At 35.6% G+C, this 19069-nt stretch carries 19 protein-coding genes and 1 pseudogene; 10 read left to right on the forward strand and 10 right to left on the reverse strand.

Going from position 1 to position 19069, the window contains the following annotated elements:
* Nucleotides 1-208 precede the first annotated feature (208 nt).
* The 5 genes from QQL36_RS02215 (at nt 209) to QQL36_RS35540 (ending at nt 3182) form a co-directional block, all read left to right on the forward strand.
* A complete protein-coding gene (locus QQL36_RS02215) occupies nt 209-925 on the forward strand; it encodes a sensor histidine kinase (RefSeq protein ID WP_321568744.1) in 717 nt (238 codons plus the stop codon).
* Nucleotides 926-1675, forward strand: a complete 750-nt coding sequence (locus tag QQL36_RS02220) for a LytTR family DNA-binding domain-containing protein (protein WP_321568745.1) — start codon at nt 926-928, stop codon at nt 1673-1675.
* A 167-nt stretch (nt 1676-1842) separates the two neighbouring features.
* Entirely contained in the window at nt 1843-2697 is an 855-nt protein-coding gene (locus QQL36_RS02225; protein ID WP_321568746.1) for an RteC domain-containing protein, read from the forward strand.
* A 136-nt stretch (nt 2698-2833) separates the two neighbouring features.
* Complete coding sequence (locus QQL36_RS02230) at nt 2834-3034, forward strand: hypothetical protein (RefSeq protein ID WP_321568747.1); 201 nt, start codon at nt 2834-2836, stop codon at nt 3032-3034.
* Entirely contained in the window at nt 3027-3182 is a 156-nt protein-coding gene (locus tag QQL36_RS35540) for a hypothetical protein (protein WP_415751049.1), read from the forward strand. Before QQL36_RS02230 ends, QQL36_RS35540 begins: the two co-directional genes overlap by 8 nt.
* A 113-nt stretch (nt 3183-3295) precedes the next feature.
* Here QQL36_RS35540 and QQL36_RS02235 read toward each other — a convergent pair whose 3' ends face one another.
* Entirely contained in the window at nt 3296-3547 is a 252-nt protein-coding gene (locus tag QQL36_RS02235; RefSeq protein WP_321568748.1) for a helix-turn-helix transcriptional regulator, read from the reverse strand.
* A 1373-nt stretch (nt 3548-4920) separates the two neighbouring features.
* Between QQL36_RS02235 and QQL36_RS02240 the strand changes: the two genes are divergently transcribed.
* The 4 genes and pseudogenes from QQL36_RS02240 (at nt 4921) to QQL36_RS02255 (ending at nt 9847) form a co-directional block, all read left to right on the forward strand.
* Nucleotides 4921-5397: a hypothetical protein gene (locus tag QQL36_RS02240; protein WP_321568749.1), complete on the forward strand. Its 477-nt coding sequence runs from the start codon at nt 4921-4923 to the stop codon at nt 5395-5397.
* A 1068-nt stretch (nt 5398-6465) separates the two neighbouring features.
* Entirely contained in the window at nt 6466-8166 is a 1701-nt protein-coding gene (gene ltrA, locus QQL36_RS02245) for a group II intron reverse transcriptase/maturase (RefSeq protein ID WP_321568750.1), read from the forward strand.
* 150 nt (nt 8167-8316) lie between these two features.
* Nucleotides 8317-9507: pseudogene (locus QQL36_RS02250) on the forward strand (IS701 family transposase); the annotation flags it as partial.
* Between the two features lie 61 nt (nt 9508-9568).
* A complete protein-coding gene (locus QQL36_RS02255; protein ID WP_321568751.1) occupies nt 9569-9847 on the forward strand; it encodes a hypothetical protein in 279 nt (92 codons plus the stop codon).
* 1320 nt (nt 9848-11167) lie between these two features.
* Here QQL36_RS02255 and QQL36_RS02260 read toward each other — a convergent pair.
* Complete coding sequence (locus QQL36_RS02260; RefSeq protein WP_321568752.1) at nt 11168-11383, reverse strand: helix-turn-helix transcriptional regulator; 216 nt, start codon at nt 11381-11383, stop codon at nt 11168-11170.
* A 522-nt stretch (nt 11384-11905) separates the two neighbouring features.
* On the opposite strand from QQL36_RS02260, the gene QQL36_RS02265 reads away from it, so the two are divergent.
* Complete coding sequence (locus tag QQL36_RS02265; protein ID WP_321568753.1) at nt 11906-12199, forward strand: hypothetical protein; 294 nt, start codon at nt 11906-11908, stop codon at nt 12197-12199.
* Nucleotides 12200-12576: 377 nt separating this feature from the next.
* On the opposite strand, the gene QQL36_RS02270 is transcribed toward QQL36_RS02265, so the two are convergent.
* The 8 genes from QQL36_RS02270 to QQL36_RS02305 form a co-directional block, all read right to left on the reverse strand.
* On the reverse strand, nt 12577-12708 hold the full coding sequence (locus QQL36_RS02270; RefSeq protein WP_321568754.1) for a hypothetical protein: 132 nt from the start codon (nt 12706-12708) through the stop codon (nt 12577-12579).
* Between the two features lie 170 nt (nt 12709-12878).
* Nucleotides 12879-14213, reverse strand: coding sequence for a type IV secretory system conjugative DNA transfer family protein (locus QQL36_RS02275; protein ID WP_321568755.1), 1335 nt, complete (start codon nt 14211-14213; stop codon nt 12879-12881).
* A 37-nt stretch (nt 14214-14250) separates the two neighbouring features.
* Nucleotides 14251-14910 carry a YWFCY domain-containing protein gene (locus QQL36_RS02280; protein ID WP_321568756.1) on the reverse strand — a complete coding sequence of 220 codons (660 nt, stop codon included), beginning with the start codon at nt 14908-14910 and terminating at the stop codon, nt 14251-14253.
* Between the two features lie 46 nt (nt 14911-14956).
* The gene (locus QQL36_RS02285) at nt 14957-16450 is read right to left on the reverse strand and encodes a relaxase/mobilization nuclease domain-containing protein (protein WP_321568757.1); all 1494 of its coding nucleotides are present in this window, start codon (nt 16448-16450) and stop codon (nt 14957-14959) included.
* A complete protein-coding gene (locus QQL36_RS02290; RefSeq protein WP_321568758.1) occupies nt 16435-16839 on the reverse strand; it encodes a plasmid mobilization protein in 405 nt (134 codons plus the stop codon). Before QQL36_RS02290 ends, QQL36_RS02285 begins: the two co-directional genes overlap by 16 nt.
* An 896-nt stretch (nt 16840-17735) precedes the next feature.
* Nucleotides 17736-17957, reverse strand: coding sequence for a hypothetical protein (locus QQL36_RS02295; protein ID WP_321568759.1), 222 nt, complete (start codon nt 17955-17957; stop codon nt 17736-17738).
* Between the two features lie 406 nt (nt 17958-18363).
* Nucleotides 18364-18753: a hypothetical protein gene (locus tag QQL36_RS02300; RefSeq protein WP_321568760.1), complete on the reverse strand. Its 390-nt coding sequence runs from the start codon at nt 18751-18753 to the stop codon at nt 18364-18366.
* Between the two features lie 54 nt (nt 18754-18807).
* Nucleotides 18808-19065 carry a hypothetical protein gene (locus QQL36_RS02305; protein ID WP_321568761.1) on the reverse strand — a complete coding sequence of 86 codons (258 nt, stop codon included), beginning with the start codon at nt 19063-19065 and terminating at the stop codon, nt 18808-18810.
* Between the last annotated feature and the right edge of the window lie 4 nt (nt 19066-19069).

The raw sequence follows: 19069 nt of genomic DNA on the forward strand, positions 1-19069 counted from the left end.
TATTCACTACGGAGGTGATTGTCATATATGGGATACAGTATTTAAGTATTTTTTTGCGGCGTGGATGTTTTATGCGACATCTTCGCTAATATTTCCTTATTATTTAAAAAATAAAAACTGGATCAAATTAACATTGTCCATGTTAGTATTATTGGTGGTGACCTATGTGATAAGAGAATTTATTATTATTTATATCTACCCATTGTTTATGACCGAAAGAACTCCATATACTCATACGGAATCCTTTATAATGCATTTATATTGGTATACACAATATTCAATGTTGGGAATTGGATATTGGTTTGGAAAACAAACAGTTATAAAAAAGTGGGAAATAACGAAACTCGAAAAAGAGGTAATAGTAACTGAATTCCATGCATTGAAAGCTCAAATAGACCCTCATTTCTTGTATAATACTCTTAATTTCTTTTACTCGGAAGCGCTTGAATATTCGCCTTCTTTGGCAGAAGGTATTATCGACTTAAGCGATGTTATGAGATATTCGATAGAGAAAAAGGAAGATCATAATGGGGAGATATTGCTAATTGATGAAATTACCCACATTGAAAAGCTATTGACCTTATTTAATTATAGATTTAACGATTCAAGTCTAATAACATTTAACAAATCTGGAAATCTAAAAGACCTAAAAGTTCCCCCTTACATTTTAACCATACCAATTGAAAATGTATTTAAACATGGAGATACGACCCAGGAAATATTCATTGATATCAACTTTGACGATTTCAGTTCGTCTTTATTAATTTACATTGCAAATAGTAAAGGCTTAAAGGTAAGTCCCTCAACAGGTTTAGGCTTGGAAAATCTAAAGAAGAGATTGCATTATCATTATGCAGATAAACACATATTAACTGTAAATGAGAATGCTCAAACTTTTGAAATAACCATTGAAATTATGTATTAGATGGAAAGTAAACTTTTATGTTACATATTAGAAGATGAAGTGGCAGCGGTTAATATATTAAAAAAGCATATTGAAAAACTATCTGACATCGTGGACTTAGTAGGGTACACATCTGATTTTTTAGTGGCAAAATCTATTCTGGATAGCATAAAAATCGATATATTATTTCTGGATATTAGGTTACCCAAAACCACAGGATTCAAATTTCTGGATCTCTTACAAAGAAAACCCCAAATAATATTAACAACAGCTCATACAGATTATGCCTCTGAATCTTATGAATATAATGCTGTAGACTACTTAATGAAACCCATTAGCTTTGAAAAGTTTGAAAAAGCGGTATTTAAGGCAATTGGGAAACAAGATATTAACAGCAATACTATACAAAAAAGTTTGCTGCCAAAAAACAAGAAGTATGTATTAATAAAAAATAGCGAGAATAATAGAATATTGAAAGTCAATTTTAAGGAAATAATATACCTAGAATCAAAAAACAAATCAACAATTTTCAAAACTATAAATCAAGATATCCAATCTAGTTATGTATTGGGTCAATGGGAAAGAAATTTACCGGAAAATGATTTTTTAAGAATACACAAATCATATATAATAAATGTAAATTTTATAGAATCAATTGAAAAAGGAAAAGGGAATATCAAACTAGCAAACATCGATAAACCTTTCCCAATAGGGGATCAATATAAAATAAAATTCCAGAACCATATAGATAATAATAGCGTACAGCTATGAATGTTAATCATCTTATTTAGAAGGTAGGGTACTGGGAAGAAAAGCCTCAAAGCCTATTATTTTGCGGCTTTCCTATTCTATTGCGCATTTAGAAGTACTTTCAGTAATATAAATGCACAATATTATTTAATAGCAAAATTATTTTTAACCATATTAATTAAAAAGCGATGATTGAAAAAGCCAGATCAATGAGGGATGAGCTTCTTAATGAATTTTACGAGAAAATTCCTCTTTATGAAAAAGATATAATTGAGGCACTACAAAAGGTATCCTCTGATACAGCATATCTTAAATCAATAATGGCGAGTTATAATTTTGATAATGAAAAAGACGAGATAGAATTTTATAAGGAAATTAAACCTGAATTCGATAGCACAATAATTTTTTTGTTTAGATTACATTCAATAATACTTAATTGTCCCACAGCCCACCAGAAACAAATCGACTATTTTGATACTGAAATCATAAAAATTAAAAAGTTCTACTCTAACAACAAAGAATTCCTATTATATTTTAATTCTGGAAGCACCCATCTTGATAAATTTTACTTTTTAAAAAGAGATGAATTTATATGGATAAACCCAGATGAAGGGATATTATTTGACGAGAGATTTCTTACCCCTATGTCCTCCAAGATTGCCTGCTTAAAAGCATGGATTAAACTCGAAACTATACTTAAAATAACAATTCAAACCTTAACACCAGTATTGCAAAACGGGAATTCCAACTCTCACAAAGAGAATACAGTAATATTAAAATGGACTGGGAAGATAAATGATATAGTTGAATTAGGATATTTCATTTATTGCTCTCGTCAAATAAATAATGGCGAAGTTAGCATTAACCAAATTTTTGAATGGATACAATCATCCTTACATATTAATGTGGGAAATCAATATAGAACTTGGCAAGCAAATCTAATAAGAAAAAACCCTACGCAAGGAATTGATAAGATGGTGAATAACTATAAGGAATATATAGATAATACTTTATTAAATCCCAGGTATTATAATAATAAATAATAACAAAATCCGTAGCAATTTATACTAAAAAGAGCTAATGATATGCCTGGTATTCTTATTTGTAGGTATCGCTCCGAACAATAGCAATACCGTTACAAGGAAACTAAAACAAATATGAAAAATTGAGACTAAGAAGGTGTATCACGAGGCATGCGTTGAGCTGGAAGAACTCTTAAGTAAAGGGTTTACTGCTCTAAGTGAGCGAGAAGAATTGCGCCTTGCGGAAGTGTCAGATGCTATTGAGCAGTGGGAAAATATGGCTTACACCATGCCAATCAAGCCGACGTTCATCGACATTCTTAATTATTTATTTATTAAAGCAATACGGCTTGACTAAAACGGAACTTGCCACACGCCTGGATATTAGTAATGCCGGCATCACCCAGTTATTTAGCGGGAGAGTACCAAGTGCAACGGTCCTGACGAATTTACGCTTCCTTTGGGTTGGATGGAAACTTAATGTTACAGAGCCTTTTACTGAATAATGAGAGTTAGTCCATATTGCGGAATAAACCAACTTTGAGAATACTTGATGTATAGTCCCCTCAGCTATGCCTTTGGAGGTTAAGAAAAACCCTTGATTAGACAATGCCAAGTATTATTTCTTATCTTCTTTATCTCTCCCTATTTTAATAAAGTAAGGTTCCTTTTCAAGAAGATCACGCCAATCTTTCAGTTTTAGAAATTCTGCTATTCTATATAATTCCTGAATGGGAGGTTGTGCTCTGTTACTATTCCACTTGGTAATACTATTCACAGTTTTACCTAAAAACTTTGCTAAATCTTCATTTCTAATACGCTTATCAGAAAGAAAACTTTTAATCTTATTGTATTTAAGTACCTCTTCCATATAGTATGGACAAATATAAGAAAGAGATAAATAATTGAAAATGTGTATTATTTGTATTTAAAATACATTTTTATGTATTTTAAATACATAAAAATGTATTTTAAATGTGTTTTATTATTATTTTTGTTTTAGAATGATAAAATGTATTAATTTTTCTTTTTATTATAATACCAATACAATTAAACGTATTTAAATTACATTTTAAAAATAAATGATATTTAGGACGGTTTTTCATAATATAATAGTTAAAGGCGCGCCAAGTATTTACCTAGCGGCGATTTAAGTAATAATCACTTTCATTATGCACCAAACGCTATAAAATATGGGGAGGAACCCAATTAAAACTCATTGAAGTTTTAGCACAAAGGTATGGACGAGATAAGAAATCAGATACGCAGACTGATAGACTAGCTCTTCCCCCTACTTCATACTGTTAAAACAGCTAGATTTCTTAATGAATACATAGATATCTGATGATTTATACATGACACCGAAAATAGATTACAAATGTACTGGATTTAAATTCAGCGATTTATATCATAACTAATTCAATAATGCACCAAAATATAATAGTATGAAAGAGAATCCATTAGAAGCTCACCGTAACTATACAATAAATAGTACCTCAGAGCTAAGGAATGAAATATGCAAATTGTTAGGTTGGTCTGACGGTCAATTTTATAAATCCTTTCATAACGGAAAGTATAAACGTTTAACTGAAATACAGCAAAGAGCGGTCTGCCTATTGATATGGGAAAAGCATATTACATTTCTAATGGAATTTATGAATCTGTATATAAAGCGATGAAAGCTAACATGATGGTCATATGTAACAAAGTATGCGCTGGATCTTCATCCAGCGCATACAAAAAACATACCTACCTGATCGTTAGATTTTCCTTACTTAAATATATGCTATAGATCTCGCAGTAATAGAATATAACACCTCGATAGTTTCCACCACCGATCTTTAAATAGATATTCAATTATAACCCACCTATATGAATGACCAGGGTCAAAAATTATTTCATTGATAAAATAATAATCAAACGGATCCAAGCACCATCAACCAGTTAATAACCAAAAAATTAAAACAACTTACACTTTAAATATTCATCAACAGCCAAAGGAACGCAAAGATGCACATCCCTTTAGCAAAATTTTAAAAAAATAAAACACTATTATATAAATAAAAGCAAGGGAAAAGCTTTGCACTATTACAGTTCCCAAGCTGGCTTTGAGCCCAATGGGGAGTTTTCGTTTCTTTTTCATATCGCGCCAGGATGGTTTCTACCTCCTGGTTTTAAATAAGCCTTAATAATTAACCTATGAAAAACCACAATTAAAATTCACAACCATTCAAACAATCTATTATGAGCAGGTTTAATGAAAATGATTATAAAGGAAATGGAGGTAATGAGTCGCAAAGAAAAGACGAAGAAAAGATTGAGGGGAAAGAGAAAAATAGAAAAAGATATAATAAGCCAATTAATCTTTTAAGTGGAAAGACGGGAGACTCACTGTATGCACTTAAAAATGAATTTGAATATCAAAAATCTCAACTAGATAAAGAGGGTAGGCAGAGAGACAGTATCTTCTATAAAATCGTCTCAGCAATAAATGACCTTCCCCGAGAACTTCGTGATGCAATCATAAAAGAATGTGGCTGGTCGGAAGCAACATATTATAATAAATTTCGCGCGGAAGTGAGTCCCGAAATTGTAAACGGATATAACGTAAAATTGGTGAGTAAAGCAGATCTGCAAAGTATTATGACGCTCTATGTAGACAGAGTAGGTGAGAAATTAAAATATCTTCAATCAGTACAACGAGACTTACTCAAATCCTGAAATATCTTTCCCTTTTAATTACAATATATGGCATCACTTGGATATTATATACGAGGAGATAAAGTACTAATAATTAAAGTACGTCTCCTTATTGGCGATGCGGCATTGCTGGATTATCATGAGACCCAATGGGGTATCTGGCTAGTCTTCAAGTACGCAATAGAACAAGAAATTAAAGATACGTTATATAAACTTCCACTAACTAATAGTAAACTTAAACTAACTCTATTCTGTCAAATTTAAAGTTCTTTGCATAACATAGTCGAAACTTTGCAGGGAAGCGGGATTTCATTAAATTTGCAACGACCAAAAAAGAAAGCCCAATCAGTAGAAACCGAACGGGCTTTAATACTAAAAATAAAAATTATGAGTCGAAAATAAACAATTTCCGGCTCATAGAGAGTCGGTTGTTTCAATTTCTTCTCCGCTTCACATTTTACTTCAAGGTGCGACCTGCTAAGGTTATAATTGAATTGTTTTATAAGGGTAAAACCTTAAGCTAAACCTTTCCCTCCACGGATAGTAGCCTATTAGAGCCTGCGAACCGGGTGACCAGATCGTGGGAAGCCTCTAAGACAATGTACCGAGCAGTTTAAACTGGCTTTAATAAGTCGTGAGAATATTTAAAGAATCGATAGACTTAATCGATGTAGGGCTAGGCTGGATGACATGCGTAAGATAACTGAACGAACGTTTGAATCATCGTGAAAAATAATGAGCCAAATAAGTTTGACAGGCTTTAACCAAAAGGTAATGATATGGGTTAAACTGCTTTTGAATCAGTTTACGTGGACAATCAACATATCCGGTGAATAGTTCGACGCTAACTCATCCTTGTTCAATTATGACAACAGGGGAACCCCGTGTACCGCTCTATAACAATAGGGCAGGCAACCTGCAAAGGAAGCTTATGGGAGGCGGGAGTAAGAACAGGCAAAAAGCGAAGGGCGTTCTGTAATGGAACGTATAGAGGTTGAAATATAACCTTACAGTGAAAACTGGCTGACGTGCCTATGGTCCGTGAAACGTAGTTAAGACAGAAGAACTTCATATTTAGAAGGCAAGCAAATGATCGTAATAAATAAAAAACCGGAAACTCCGATAAATAAAATATTTACGAATGCGGCCATCAGGTCCGCGGAAAGTTGGAACTCCATTAATTGGGGCTATATCCGCGTGATCGTCAAGAAGCTTCAGTTGAGAATTGCGAAGGCGACACTTGATAGGAAGTTCAGGAAGGTCAAAACCCTTCAATGGCTTCTCACCCATTCTTTATCTGCTAAATTATTGGCTACAAGAAAGGTTATGCAGAATAAAGGGAGTAAGACTCCTGGAATAGATGGCATCATTATTAAAACACCAGAAACCAAACTAGCCTTAGCTAAAAACCTGAAACGCAGAGGATATCAACCCTCACCTCTAAGACGCATTTATATTCCAAAGAAGGGCAACAAGAAAAAACTCAGACCTTTAGGTATTCCTACCATCACAGACAGATGCCAACAAGGCTTGCATGCACTGGCTCTAACACCTGTATCCGAGGTTACTGCAGATCTTAATAGTTATGGATTCCGACCATATAGAAGCTGCGCAGATGCTATAAGCCAGGTCTTCAATGCCTTATCAAGGAAAAATAGCTCTCCATGGATATTAGAAGGAGATATCAAAGGGTGCTTCGACCATATCAGTCATAATTGGTTACGCAATAATATATCCATGGACAAAACCATTATGAATAAATGGCTGAAGGCTGGATTTATCGATATGGGCAAACTATTCCCAACAATCGAAGGAACCCCGCAAGGCGGCCTTATTTCGCCATTAATGTGCAATATGGCACTTGATGGGATAGGTGATCTATTAAAGAATAAGTTCAACAAGCAGAAAGGCATTAATTTCATTCGCTACGCAGATGACTTCATCGTAACTTGCCGTTATAAGGAAACATTGGAGAAAGAAATCAAGCCAGCTATCACAGATTTCCTGAAACAAAGAGGATTGGAATTATCACAAGATAAAACCAGGATTACACATATCACTGAAGGCTTTGACTTTCTCGGTCAAAATGTTCGCAAATACAGCTCTGGAAATGAACTTAAACTCCTGATCAAGCCTTCAAAGAAGAATATTCATTCTTTTTTAAAGGATATCAGGAAAGTACTCCGCAAGGCACGTAGTATTACGCAATCCGAACTCATTAGGATACTAAATCCCAAAATCATAGGATGGGGAAATTACCATAAGAGTGTAGTATCTAAGGAAACGTTCACAAAGATTGACAACGAAATTTGGAAATTGACATATCAATGGGCGAAACGACGTCATTCCAAAAAGACGAAACCGTGGATTTTGCATAAGTATTTCAAAAGGTTTAAAGGAAGGAGTTTTAGATTTAGTTCGCCTGAAGTGCAGGAAAACGGAACAATACAGGAACAAAGACTCATGTTGATGTCCACCATTCCTATCCGTAGGCATGTAAAGATTCTTCAATCAGCAAATCCTTATGAGGAGAAATATGATGAATATTTTGAAAAGCGAATATCTGAAAAGTGGAAAAATAGTAGCAAAAGATTTTATATCGACCGCTATATCAATATGAATCAAAAAGGGAAATGCCTTTGTTGCTCTGAAGCCCTAATGATTAGTCAAAACTGGTGTATAAGTCTGAAAAGAAAAATCTCAAAGGGAGGAGGCCACCAATCAGATAATTTTGATGTTATTCATAAAAATGCTATGAAAAATGGCAATCTAAAAGAACTGCATAAGTGAAACCGGCCATCGTCATAAATAGGTGGCTTACAACGGGCTTGAGCCGGATGAGGCGAAAGCCTCATGTCCGGTTCTAAGGGGGCAAAAGGGTGGCAACACCCTTAGCTACCCGATAGCCAGACAAAAAATGGGACATGTAATGCGCATTCTTATTTGAAGGGCTTAATGACTTGTCGCCGACGCAATTGCCAGGTGATGGCGGAAGAACTTTCAGACGCCTCACAGCAACGCTTACATCATTTTATCACCGCTGGAAAATGGTGCTATAGAAAACTGATGGATAAGGTTACGGTTGACTTCTGGGATTTGTTAAAGGCAAATGGGCTGGAAGACGATACCTGCCTAATCATAGATGAAAGTGGTAATCCGAAAAAAGGAAAACTTTCAGCAGGTGTAAAGCGCCAATACTGTGGGCAAATAGGAAAAACAGACAACTGCCAGGTGGGTGTTTTCGGTGCATTATGTGGTGGAAGCCTAGTAAATCTTGTGCAAGCAAAACTATCATTAGGAGCCGAAGCAACTAAAATTGAGCTGGCAAAGGAAATTATAAATCACGTTGTCTTAGAATTGAAGGTAAAGGCTAAATGGGTATGTTTTGATGCCTTCTATGGCCGTGATGCACATCTATTATGTTCACTGATCAAAATGAAATTACCATTTGTAGCTGATGTTCCTGATAACCTTCAGATCTGGTTGGAGCCCTTTCAAATGAGAGTGCCAATCAAACTACCAGGAACCAGAGGGCGAAAGAATATTTATGCAAAGCCTAACCGTGATTCAGTATCCATCCGGCTGTACACGGAGAGCTTGAAAAAGAAAGACTGGACATGGATGAAGGTACGGCACCAGAGCAAAGGGAAAGTCTTGTTTGCATGGTTTCATTGCCAGGATATTTATATATACAACCCTATAACACAAAAAAGACAGTTACTTCAATTATTGATTAGAAAAGATGTTGACGGCACTATGAAATATAGTTTTTGTTACCATCCGGAGCCAACTCTAAGAACACTGGCATATATGCAATGTAAACGCTTCTTCATTGAGAAATCATTTAGAGAGGCGAAAAAAGAACTGGGATTAAATGAGTATCAGACAAGAAGTAGTGAAAGTTGGCATAAACATATGACGATGGTAATGTTAGGGCAGCTTTTTATAAATATTCAAAAAGTCGATTCCTATAATGAGGAGCTCTGGTTGACAACACAGGATTTTATATTACTTGTAAAATCTGTTCTCAAAATGACACTGAGAACCATAGAAAATATAATGGTGGCTATTCTTGCGAAACAGCCACCAGACAATAAAAAACTTAAGAAATTATTATTTATTCGAATTTGACAAAATCAAGTTAATTAACATCTATGAAAAATGCTTCAATATAGTATTATGCTTTTACCAGTTGGCAGAGGTTTTCAAAATAACAATAAATAGAGAAGGATATAAAAAAGCATATAGAATTACTGAAATTGATCTCAATGCCATTAAAGACTTCCTTCAAGTCCCTGCAAATGAATATATTGAATTACTGACAAATTTATCTGTAGATTATTGGGGTCCACCTGAAGAGAAATCTAAAGCGTCTATGATCAAACATGGTCCTAACACAATCATTCGTCTTGCGAAAGAGGTAGACCTTCTCCGGAAATGGTATAAAATACTAACAGAAAGGCAATATTAATACTGTCTTAGGTTAACACACAATCTAAAACTAGCGTAAAAGCGATAACTATGCCCTATTATAAAGAAAGAACATGTAGATAAAATTTTCCAGTTCCGGGAAAAAGGCATTACACCTGATGAATATTAAATATGGTAATGAATTGGAGAGGTTACCATGCGGGATAAAAAATTTTCAGTTTAAGTCAAAATGATAGATCAGGAATTGCGGGACTCTAGCGTCTTTTAATTAAACTTACAGATGTAATATATACAATAAGCTACCAATTTGACAAAGAGCCTCTAATTAAAAATCATTTATATCATCAAAAGGATTTCCTCTTTTTAAAGCACTATACTGATATAACTTCCTATCAGGTTTATAGGCAGGTAACTATAGAAATATTTCAAATTTACTATTCCTCATCTGCAGCAGAGAGACCTTTTAGAGGAGGACCGGTCAAAATGCCGAGACTGTAAAATTTCCTGTGTTAATGGCCTATGGTGGTGAATTATCTCAATAGGCCCCAAAACCGGTGAAGGCGCTGCTGCCGCGCTATTACCCCTTCTCCATCCCGGCAGAGTTTCAAACAATGGGGAAGGAGTTTACACAAAATATTTTACACTCCCAATACTCATTTTCCTGACGTTGACAGAAATATACAAGCCATTTTTCATTAAATTTATCGGTAGAGGTTCTTTTTTTGCATGCAGAAGCCATTCTGGGCTTACCATACCTCTTTTATCTCTATGTACGACCGTCACTCCAATGGTATGGCTAATTACACATTCTCCAAATAGGTTCATCTGTTAATCATTTCTCTGCCCTGTAGAGTATCTTTATTATACCCGCAGGATTTTACAACTTCAAAAAAAACTCGCTCTAAAGATTATTCCCTTCCTTCCACTATCTTTGTATAGTATCTAAAATACCATGGCGTCAGGCTGACTTCTGCTCCTGGCCCCGGGTCGCTATTTGCAGATCTCCCATGCTAAAGTCATAGTTCTCTCCTGTTAAACTAAACCGTATGATTTACTATTACTGAATACATCCAACTACAACTATAGAGCTTTGCAGTCTAACGCCAGCTAACCCACAGTAATAGCCGTATATTATATTTCTGTTTGTCGATTCAACAGTTTGTCCACCACTTCCTTCAGTTTCCAACTCGCGGTGGATACCCTTATTTTGGACTTACGATTCCCAATGGATAATTCGTTCAAGATTTACACTTTAATGAACTATGGAATGCATGACGCACAAAACTGGGGAAGGCGCCAATACCGCCCCGTTCCCCTTCACCATCTCCGCAGGGGTTTCAAATAATGAAGTTAACTTCCATTATTTTTCACGGGAAATCAGATCATTAGGAGCAATATCTAGCGCCCGGATCAACTTGATCAGGGTTTTCAGGCGAATATCAACCAGGCCATTTTCTATCTTACCAATCTGTTTACTATCCAGCTCAGATATCACTGCTAATTCATCAAGAGTCAGCCCTTTTTTCTTACGAGCATCCCTCAGGTTTTTTCCAAATTCTTTTAATTCGATTTCCATCCAGCAAAGGCAAAATATTTTTCTGGCACAAAAGGAGTATAATTATACTCTTTTTGAAATTTTATCAGTATATTTGTTCTCAGAATAAAACTGCTAATTGTGGATCACAGAAGTATATAATGTATTTTGGTGTTCCCACAAATATCATTGGCAATTCTGTTCAGTATCGCTGGAGAAAAGTTGGAAGATTTCAATGCGAAGTACTGAGGCAGGAACTGCCCATGCATTCTTTTGCGTGGGCTTCTTGTCCGTCATGCTTCGCGCCCACTTCCAACGGGTTCTCCAGCGTGCGGCAAGGAGTCCCACGCATTTTCTTTTACTCCTTCCCAAAAACATTCTTAACTCCGGTATAATACAAGGTCAGGTTTAATTAATCTGTTAAAATACTATTGTTAAGAATGTATTATCTGAACTAATAAACTTCTCTTCATTATTATCGGCATGACCGAATAGAAATCTTTGCCCCTTAAATTGGCATTGGGGTAATTATAAGATATTATATAACCAAGTAAACAAATGATTATGAGCGAACAACAATTTAACCTAATGAAGGTCATTTACAACGGGTTGTTTTTAGATTTTCCATTAAAATACAGGGAGGCAGCCTGTAAGGAGTTTTCGTGGAGCATTCCAACATTCTATAGAAAAATGCGGAAGTCCAGAAGAAGTTTGGAGCTTGTTGGAGGATTTAGTATCGCAGAATGGCAAATTTTAGAGCAAATTGGGCACAACGTTATTACTAATCTGACTCAGGCATACCAAACAGAAATGACTAAATACAAGCGATTACTTGATAACAATAATAGAAATATCTAATTTAGTTATGAAAGGGGCAGGAGAAGAAAATTCCAACCCCTTTCATTATTTTACAGCAAGCTCTAATGTTGGTGCATTATTAAATAAATTATATCCTTCTATGCTCCGCCATATTTCTCTAATTTTCATTCCAACTTCTTCCTGTGAGATTCGAATATATCTATAGAAATCTTTCTGACATTATGTCCGCTTATTTTCATTATCAATTCTGCCGGGGTACCAGACAGAAATTCGTTCGTACAAAAGAAGCTTTTGTACGTGTGAGAAGTAACCAAACTATATTGGGGCCTTACCGTTACGGTATTTCCCCTTTTTTATGGGGAAATTTAATCAGGCTAATGATGCACGCAACCTTTGATACCTTGGTAATACAACGATTAAAATTCTGGATTGATAACTACAGGAATATGTCCTTCAAATTTATTAATCAAGATTTCCTCAGCCTCACTCCATAGAGGAATTACAACCCAATGATCGAATTTTTCTTGTTCTTTATATATTTGATCCATTCCTGATGTCTTCGGAATTTACGACTGCAAAATCAAAGAAACTTAAGGCCGTAAGACAGCCTTAGATTTTAGAAAGTTGGGCAATTAATAAAATTTTTAACCCTTAACATAGCCTTTGAATATGATAATGTGTCTAAATTTATATCCTTAACATTTAGTTTAGTTGAAATCTAAGTTGTCTTATGACCATTATTATGCTCTGACTTTACGAAAAGCAGGTGTACCAAATCCGGATCTGATTTTATCCTCAGAATCTCACTTTCTATGATTTCGGCTACGTCATTTTTAATTCGTATATAGTTACTATCAACTTCATTATCAGCTAAATGCCTGATTATAGGCAATGGCTTATATGCAGCTTCCTCCTGCTTTATTGCTGAATGATCATTAATAATGCGAGAATGAAAGTTTTTTAACTTTACGATCTTCATTGGATCATCCGCCACTTGACCAACAAATTCACCTGAACTTAACGCAGAAATTTTACTTGGAGGGATTGCCGAATCCATTTGTGTCGATCTGCTAATACTAGTATCATTCCTGTTTATACTGATACTCTCACGTTCTTGTACAATCTTCCCAATCCGTTCGGACAACATCTTCGCGGTATCGCCAAGCACTTGACCCGAAATAATATTGCCACATACATTCATCAGAACTTCCGCCTGTTCTCTGCTATAATCCTTTTTCATCTGCGAATAATCCTGAATGCAGATTGTGTGTGAAACCAAATTTGATCTACTTACTGAAACACTATAATCCAAAGGTTGATAAATAGTGGGATATTCGTCGAAAATCAGACTAGATTTTAGCTTCCCCTTCTGATTAACCTGTTTTAACAACCGATTTGTATATAAAGACAACACTGCACCATATGTTTGTGTTTTAGATGGATTGTTCCCCACGCATACCACCTTCGGGGCCTCTGGATTATTTATGTCCAGAGTAAAATCATTCCCGCTAATCACATAATATATTGTAGGAGAACTTAACCTTGCTAATGCAATACGAGCTGAGGCAATCTGCCCTTCAAGTTGTTCAAGTGCCCTGTTCAGGTAAGCAGAAATAAAACTTTGTATCAATGATTCGCATTCCGGTTCAGTTCCCAAAACCGGAAAAAGGTCATCGTAATCTGCTGAAATTAATTCAATCACGTGAGCAAGGGTACAATACAGGCCGTTCTTGTACTTACGCAACCACCAAATGACGGCAGTAACAAAGATGACGGCACTTTCCGTGAAAAATTCGCCACTTTTTTTTACCCACTCCTTATTCAACGCCAAGAGAATACTGCGTGCTGATTCACTGGCGTCAGTAATATCAACCATCTGCGATGGTTCTAATGGATTACATCTATGTGTTCTTTGAAGATCATCAAAGTTGATTACATAAAACGACGGCTTATTTTTATACTTTTTTCTGTTCTTAAGAAATACATTATAGGCAATGCGTGTCAAATCATCAAACTTAAAATCATACACAAACATTGTGAAGCCTTTTTCCAAATGCTGTGTGATTACATGCCTGATGACGAAGTAAGTTTTACCGGATCTCTACTACCTCCCTTCGCCTGGACCCGGGCGTGCCCAGAATGAGCAACGCCCGGAAAGGATTTTGAATGTTAATCCACATCTTACGTACCTTACCTTTCAAATTGTATTCTCCAGGCAGGTTGATACTATATTCATTGTTAATCAACTCTTCTTGTTGGGGAAATGTTTCATTTGCCTCGTTGAAAATATCCTTTTTGAAATTGAGACTTATCAAACGGGATAATTTAGCTCCCCCGGAAAGCACTAACAAATAGCCAAGTATAACTATAAATACATAGCAAACCGCAACTACAGTTAAATCTGCATGCCAGTAAAACAGCAACGAACCTCCAAAGTAAAATAGTAATCCGATTGAAATATAGGCAACGATATTCTTGGGATTCAAATCCTCTTCCTTCTTACCTTTATTTCCAAAAAGGGAAATAGACAAAAGAATTAAAGAGAAAATTTTTGTATATACTGGCTTATTAAAAATGCCAGTGTCACCAATATTCATCAATACACGCTCTATAATATTGGCCGATAATCCAGCTTTTTCAAAAGCTGCGTAGCAAAATACATAGAAGTGTAAGGCCAGTAAAAAGACACTCCCCTTTCTCAAAAAGTCAATAATGCCACGTAGGCCCTGTTCATTTTCACCTGTACTCATACATATCACATTTTCAATTACACAATCAGGTGACGGTAAATTTGCCTTATCGTCTCCTATACCTTTTCTTTTTCTTTGCCTCTTTTAATAATTCTGATGAGATTCCATCATCATGAATTACCTCGAAAGCTGAATCTATCAAATTATTGAGTTGAACATTTAAGTAACTAGAAAATGCATGCATCGCCTCGATAGAAAATCTGTCAGGTAAAATCTTTGCCAAATTCCTATCTATATAGTTAGCTCTAGCTGGTGTCAATCCATTTGCAATTAGGTAATTGGTAACACGCCTATCCAACTTCCAATAGTATTCTGGTAGAATTTTAGAATGTCCCGCTAAAAAAACCGGCCCTGATTCATTATTGCCTGCATTAATATGCACTCCTGCACTTAGCCATTTACAAAGCACCCCCTTAATTCCAGGCTTATAATCAGTCTGTGAGATAATAGAATTCACGAATTGCTTATTCCAAGAAACTGCCGGAATATCTTCATCGGGCTGTAATCGGCTAAAGATTCCTTTTACGGAAAACGATCTTTCAATATCGCTACCCTTAAAAACCGTTAGTGTCAGATTGTCTACAAATGTGATTCCATAGGCAAGCCCCTCTTTATTTCGATGAATATGGACATAGATTCCATTATCACTTAGTTCTTTCAGAAATCGCTTTTCATCAACCCCTTTATTTAATACATCATCAATTATCCTGTAAATTCGCTCCCTATGTTCTGGCCTCGCCTTCTTCTTTTTAAACTGCCCTTGAAGAAAATCTAATTTTGGCTTTCCATAAATTGAACTTGATTTAATTCCTTTACCGATCAATTCTCCATTCGTTTGAATAGCGCGGTACACTAATCCGTTATGCTTTCTCATTCGACTATTTTCTTCACCCTGATCAGCAACAACATTGAATTGCCGTAATATTGAGTTGAATTCAGCCAAACTACCAAACTCGTAAAGAGAAATTACCGAACGGACTACACGAGATATTTCCTTCTTCGTCGGCTTCTCCCCATATTCAATAGCTTTAATGTCCGCCGCCTTAATTGCAATTGTTTCGTTAGATTTCTGCTCCTTGGCTTTTATTAACCCGTACTTTTCCTCTAAGTACTCTGTGGCTGGTATTGACTTTTTAATTCCAATAAAAGAGGTATCGATTGCCTTACCATCGTCTTTAATTTTAGTTGTTACAACATGCATATGCTGTATTGCAGTATCAAAGTGTTCGTACAATAGAAATGGTTGGTTACCGAAATCAATTTTTTCCATGTACTCAACAGCAAGTCTCCGCAATAATTCTGGCGATAATTTTTCCGACGGATGAAACCCAATAGAAATATGCGTACAAACATTATCTGCCCGTTGCGCTAAATCTGCTAAGTGTTGTAAACGAAATAGCTTTTCTTTGAACGAAAGGTTCGATGCTTCTTTAGCATATAAATGAGCATATAATAGTTCGGCAGCCCCCTTTGCTACCTTTTCCTCGTTATATTCGACTGCACCTCGTATTTCTTCTCCCTCAATTATCCTTGCAACCATTTCTCAGAAAATTGATCAATCCGGATCTGAATTTTTTCGATTTTTGATAAAAGTTGCGCTTGCAAATTTTCAGAAATCCCTAACCAGGTCAAATATTCTTTTGAGGGCGGAACGCTATTTAGCTTTTTTACGACTTGATTAAAATTATTTCCAAGGTAGTTAAGCTCCTGCCGCAAAGTAATCAACTCATTCATGAACTCATCCAGTGACTGGTTGCGAACCTTTACATTGACTGGCTTATTAAAAATAATGCTACGCAGGTAGTCGCTTAGTTTTCTATATGTGGTATCCTTCAGCTTTCCAAAAAGAATTTCATGTTCCTTTTCTGTTAACCTAATATTGCACCAACATGTGCGCTTGTCATGATTTTCCCTCACACTATTTTTCATTTCCATTCTCACTTTAATGAAGATTAATACTGCCGGCGCGACTTCGGAGCATAGCCCGCCAAGCGGGTTTGTGTAACAAACCCACAGCTTGCTGTGTGCAGCGGAGCAGGCACACAGGCACACTATTAGACATACAAACCATTGCCTATAAATTGGCTTCCTAATTAATAAAAAAGGAAATTTCACCTTTTCAATCCCCGATTCTGATTACTATCGTCTTTGATAATCCTTAGTGATCTTTGAGTTTGTAGCGATGTTTGAGTTTGTACAAACTGAATCAGTTCCGTAAAAGAGGGTAATAAATTTATCGAGTTTGCTTCAATACTTCCTTTTTGTCCTTCAATATTATAATCCAATCCGCGAAAATGTAAACCATTGACGCATCCGAATTCGTATTTGAAAGCTAATTGAATATCCTTTCCGTTATTTCGTCCGGACGTATGTATGCTAACCGGTGACGGATCAGCATCTCCCAAATAATATTCCCTACGACACTCATCAATGTATCCGCCATAGAAGAATTGACGCAATTGCTTTTCAGCCGTTCCGAGTTTATTATTGCAGTTAAGTTCCTCCGATAAATAGCCCTAACATTCAAACTTTTTCATCTCAAGGTAAATATCATGCTCGAATTCAAAATCCATACAACGGAAATAAAAGGTAATACAACAAATTGGCAATAAATCAAAATGGCAATCCACGTTTCTTTCTAACTGCTCCAAATGAATTCTTATTATCAAATAACCCTTTTTGTTTCTTTGCTTTGTTAATTATCCTCACAGCCCGATATGCAGAATTCAAAAGTTGTGATAATGAATTAGCAATAACCACATTATCATTTCGTAATGGTCTATTCGCAAGAAAGTGAATTAATCTGCCTCTATCATCAAGGTTATCTAATTCAGATAGTAAGATGGCGATTTAGGATGTACAAATATTTCATTGCCGGATTCGTTGAAATAAAATTCAATGCACCCAACTTGTTGTTTCTTATAACCATATTCTTTCATCGCAAAAGGAAAATAGTACGTATCCTCCACCTGCCTTAGTACTTTTAAATAAACATTTTCGCCGTTACCATCAAGCCATTTTGTACTATCCTTAATTAAATAAGCCATAATAATTAGATATTATCGTATTGATAAAATAATAAATACAATCCCAGCTCAAAAACATTTACGGCTTTCGCTTACTTTTCCCATTTGAGTTTGACTTTATTGTACGATCTGGTTTTGGCCTATTTAGACGTAAAAAAATTCGTTGATGCTTACTATAGTATTCTTTAAAAGTCGGGGTTAGTTTATAACCAGAAATTCCTTTAGTGCGAATTGCCAACCCGACGGGATCAAGATACCACAATCCAGGAACGTTTATTGTTGCCTTTAGCGCATTCTTGTCAGTTGAATTGCGTGCTAAATTTTTAATTCCATTGCAATAATTCATTTGAAACATATCCGTTTCATCATAAAGTCCCACAGATGAAAAGTCGATTTTGTTGCCTCTGTTAGATAGTTGGGTAAATTCTTAGTTTTTAGTATCAACAAAAAAGTCCACATCCAATACGGTGAGAAATGGAATTTCACGACCAATAAATTTATAATTACCAAATTCAACGTGGCCGATGTTTTTAGATTCATCTCGTTGGACTCCGGCCTCTGAATAACCTTCAGGATCAAGAATATACATTGGCGGAATCTCAATGTATGCTACTTCCATAGGCACTGAGTCTATTCCCTTAGGCAAATGGTATATATTTCTCGTATTATTATCAAATAGAAACCGACGCAATCCTGTATTGCCGTCTATTTCCATTTCTGATAAGAAAAGTTTGTTTTGCCCGTTTTCTTTTTCAGATAAACAGTTATTAACCGAATCTGGTATAAAATCTATACCTGTAATCACAATCTCACTCATAACTTATCTGTTTACTATCATTAATCGCTTCTACTGTCCAAAGAACAATGTTTGTTAAACCTTCAGTCCTTTATCATTGCCTGTTCCTTTGATTATTCGCTGTTTCTTGGAAATTTCTTCGGGCGTATATGGCTTCAACACATTACGTTTTGACATATCAGTCAAATAGAAATTGCTATACGTCTTCCCTTTATCCTGGTTTTTCATAAGCTGTTTTGCATATGCATCGGATTCAGAAATGCTGCCAACAGGATGAAATATTTCGAACTTTTCTTTCAAAAAATGCGGTTCGACATTGTAGTGTAAATACATTTTG

Source organism: Chitinophaga sp. LS1 (assembly GCF_034274695.1).
In the GTDB taxonomy this organism is placed as follows: Bacteria; Bacteroidota; Bacteroidia; order Chitinophagales; family Chitinophagaceae; genus Chitinophaga.

Excerpts from the sequence above, each read along its gene's own strand:
- QQL36_RS02215 (WP_321568744.1), top strand. The coding sequence starts at position 209 with ATGACCGAAAGAACTCCATATACTCATACGGAATCCTTTATAATGCAT.
- QQL36_RS02220 (WP_321568745.1), top strand. The coding sequence starts at position 926 with ATGGAAAGTAAACTTTTATGTTACATATTAGAAGATGAAGTGGCAGCG.
- QQL36_RS02225 (WP_321568746.1), top strand. The coding sequence starts at position 1,843 with ATGATTGAAAAAGCCAGATCAATGAGGGATGAGCTTCTTAATGAATTT.
- QQL36_RS02235 (WP_321568748.1), bottom strand. The coding sequence starts at position 3,547 with ATGGAAGAGGTACTTAAATACAATAAGATTAAAAGTTTTCTTTCTGAT.
- QQL36_RS02240 (WP_321568749.1), top strand. The coding sequence starts at position 4,921 with ATGAGCAGGTTTAATGAAAATGATTATAAAGGAAATGGAGGTAATGAG.
- ltrA (WP_321568750.1), top strand. The coding sequence starts at position 6,466 with ATGATCGTAATAAATAAAAAACCGGAAACTCCGATAAATAAAATATTT.
- QQL36_RS02260 (WP_321568752.1), bottom strand. The coding sequence starts at position 11,383 with ATGGAAATCGAATTAAAAGAATTTGGAAAAAACCTGAGGGATGCTCGT.
- QQL36_RS02265 (WP_321568753.1), top strand. The coding sequence starts at position 11,906 with ATGAGCGAACAACAATTTAACCTAATGAAGGTCATTTACAACGGGTTG.
- QQL36_RS02270 (WP_321568754.1), bottom strand. The coding sequence starts at position 12,708 with ATGGATCAAATATATAAAGAACAAGAAAAATTCGATCATTGGGTTGTA.
- QQL36_RS02280 (WP_321568756.1), bottom strand. The coding sequence starts at position 14,910 with ATGAGTACAGGTGAAAATGAACAGGGCCTACGTGGCATTATTGACTTT.
- QQL36_RS02285 (WP_321568757.1), bottom strand. The coding sequence starts at position 16,450 with ATGGTTGCAAGGATAATTGAGGGAGAAGAAATACGAGGTGCAGTCGAA.
- QQL36_RS02290 (WP_321568758.1), bottom strand. The coding sequence starts at position 16,839 with ATGAAAAATAGTGTGAGGGAAAATCATGACAAGCGCACATGTTGGTGC.
- QQL36_RS02295 (WP_321568759.1), bottom strand. The coding sequence starts at position 17,957 with ATGGCTTATTTAATTAAGGATAGTACAAAATGGCTTGATGGTAACGGC.
- QQL36_RS02300 (WP_321568760.1), bottom strand. The coding sequence starts at position 18,753 with ATGAGTGAGATTGTGATTACAGGTATAGATTTTATACCAGATTCGGTT.
- QQL36_RS02305 (WP_321568761.1), bottom strand. The coding sequence starts at position 19,065 with ATGTATTTACACTACAATGTCGAACCGCATTTTTTGAAAGAAAAGTTC.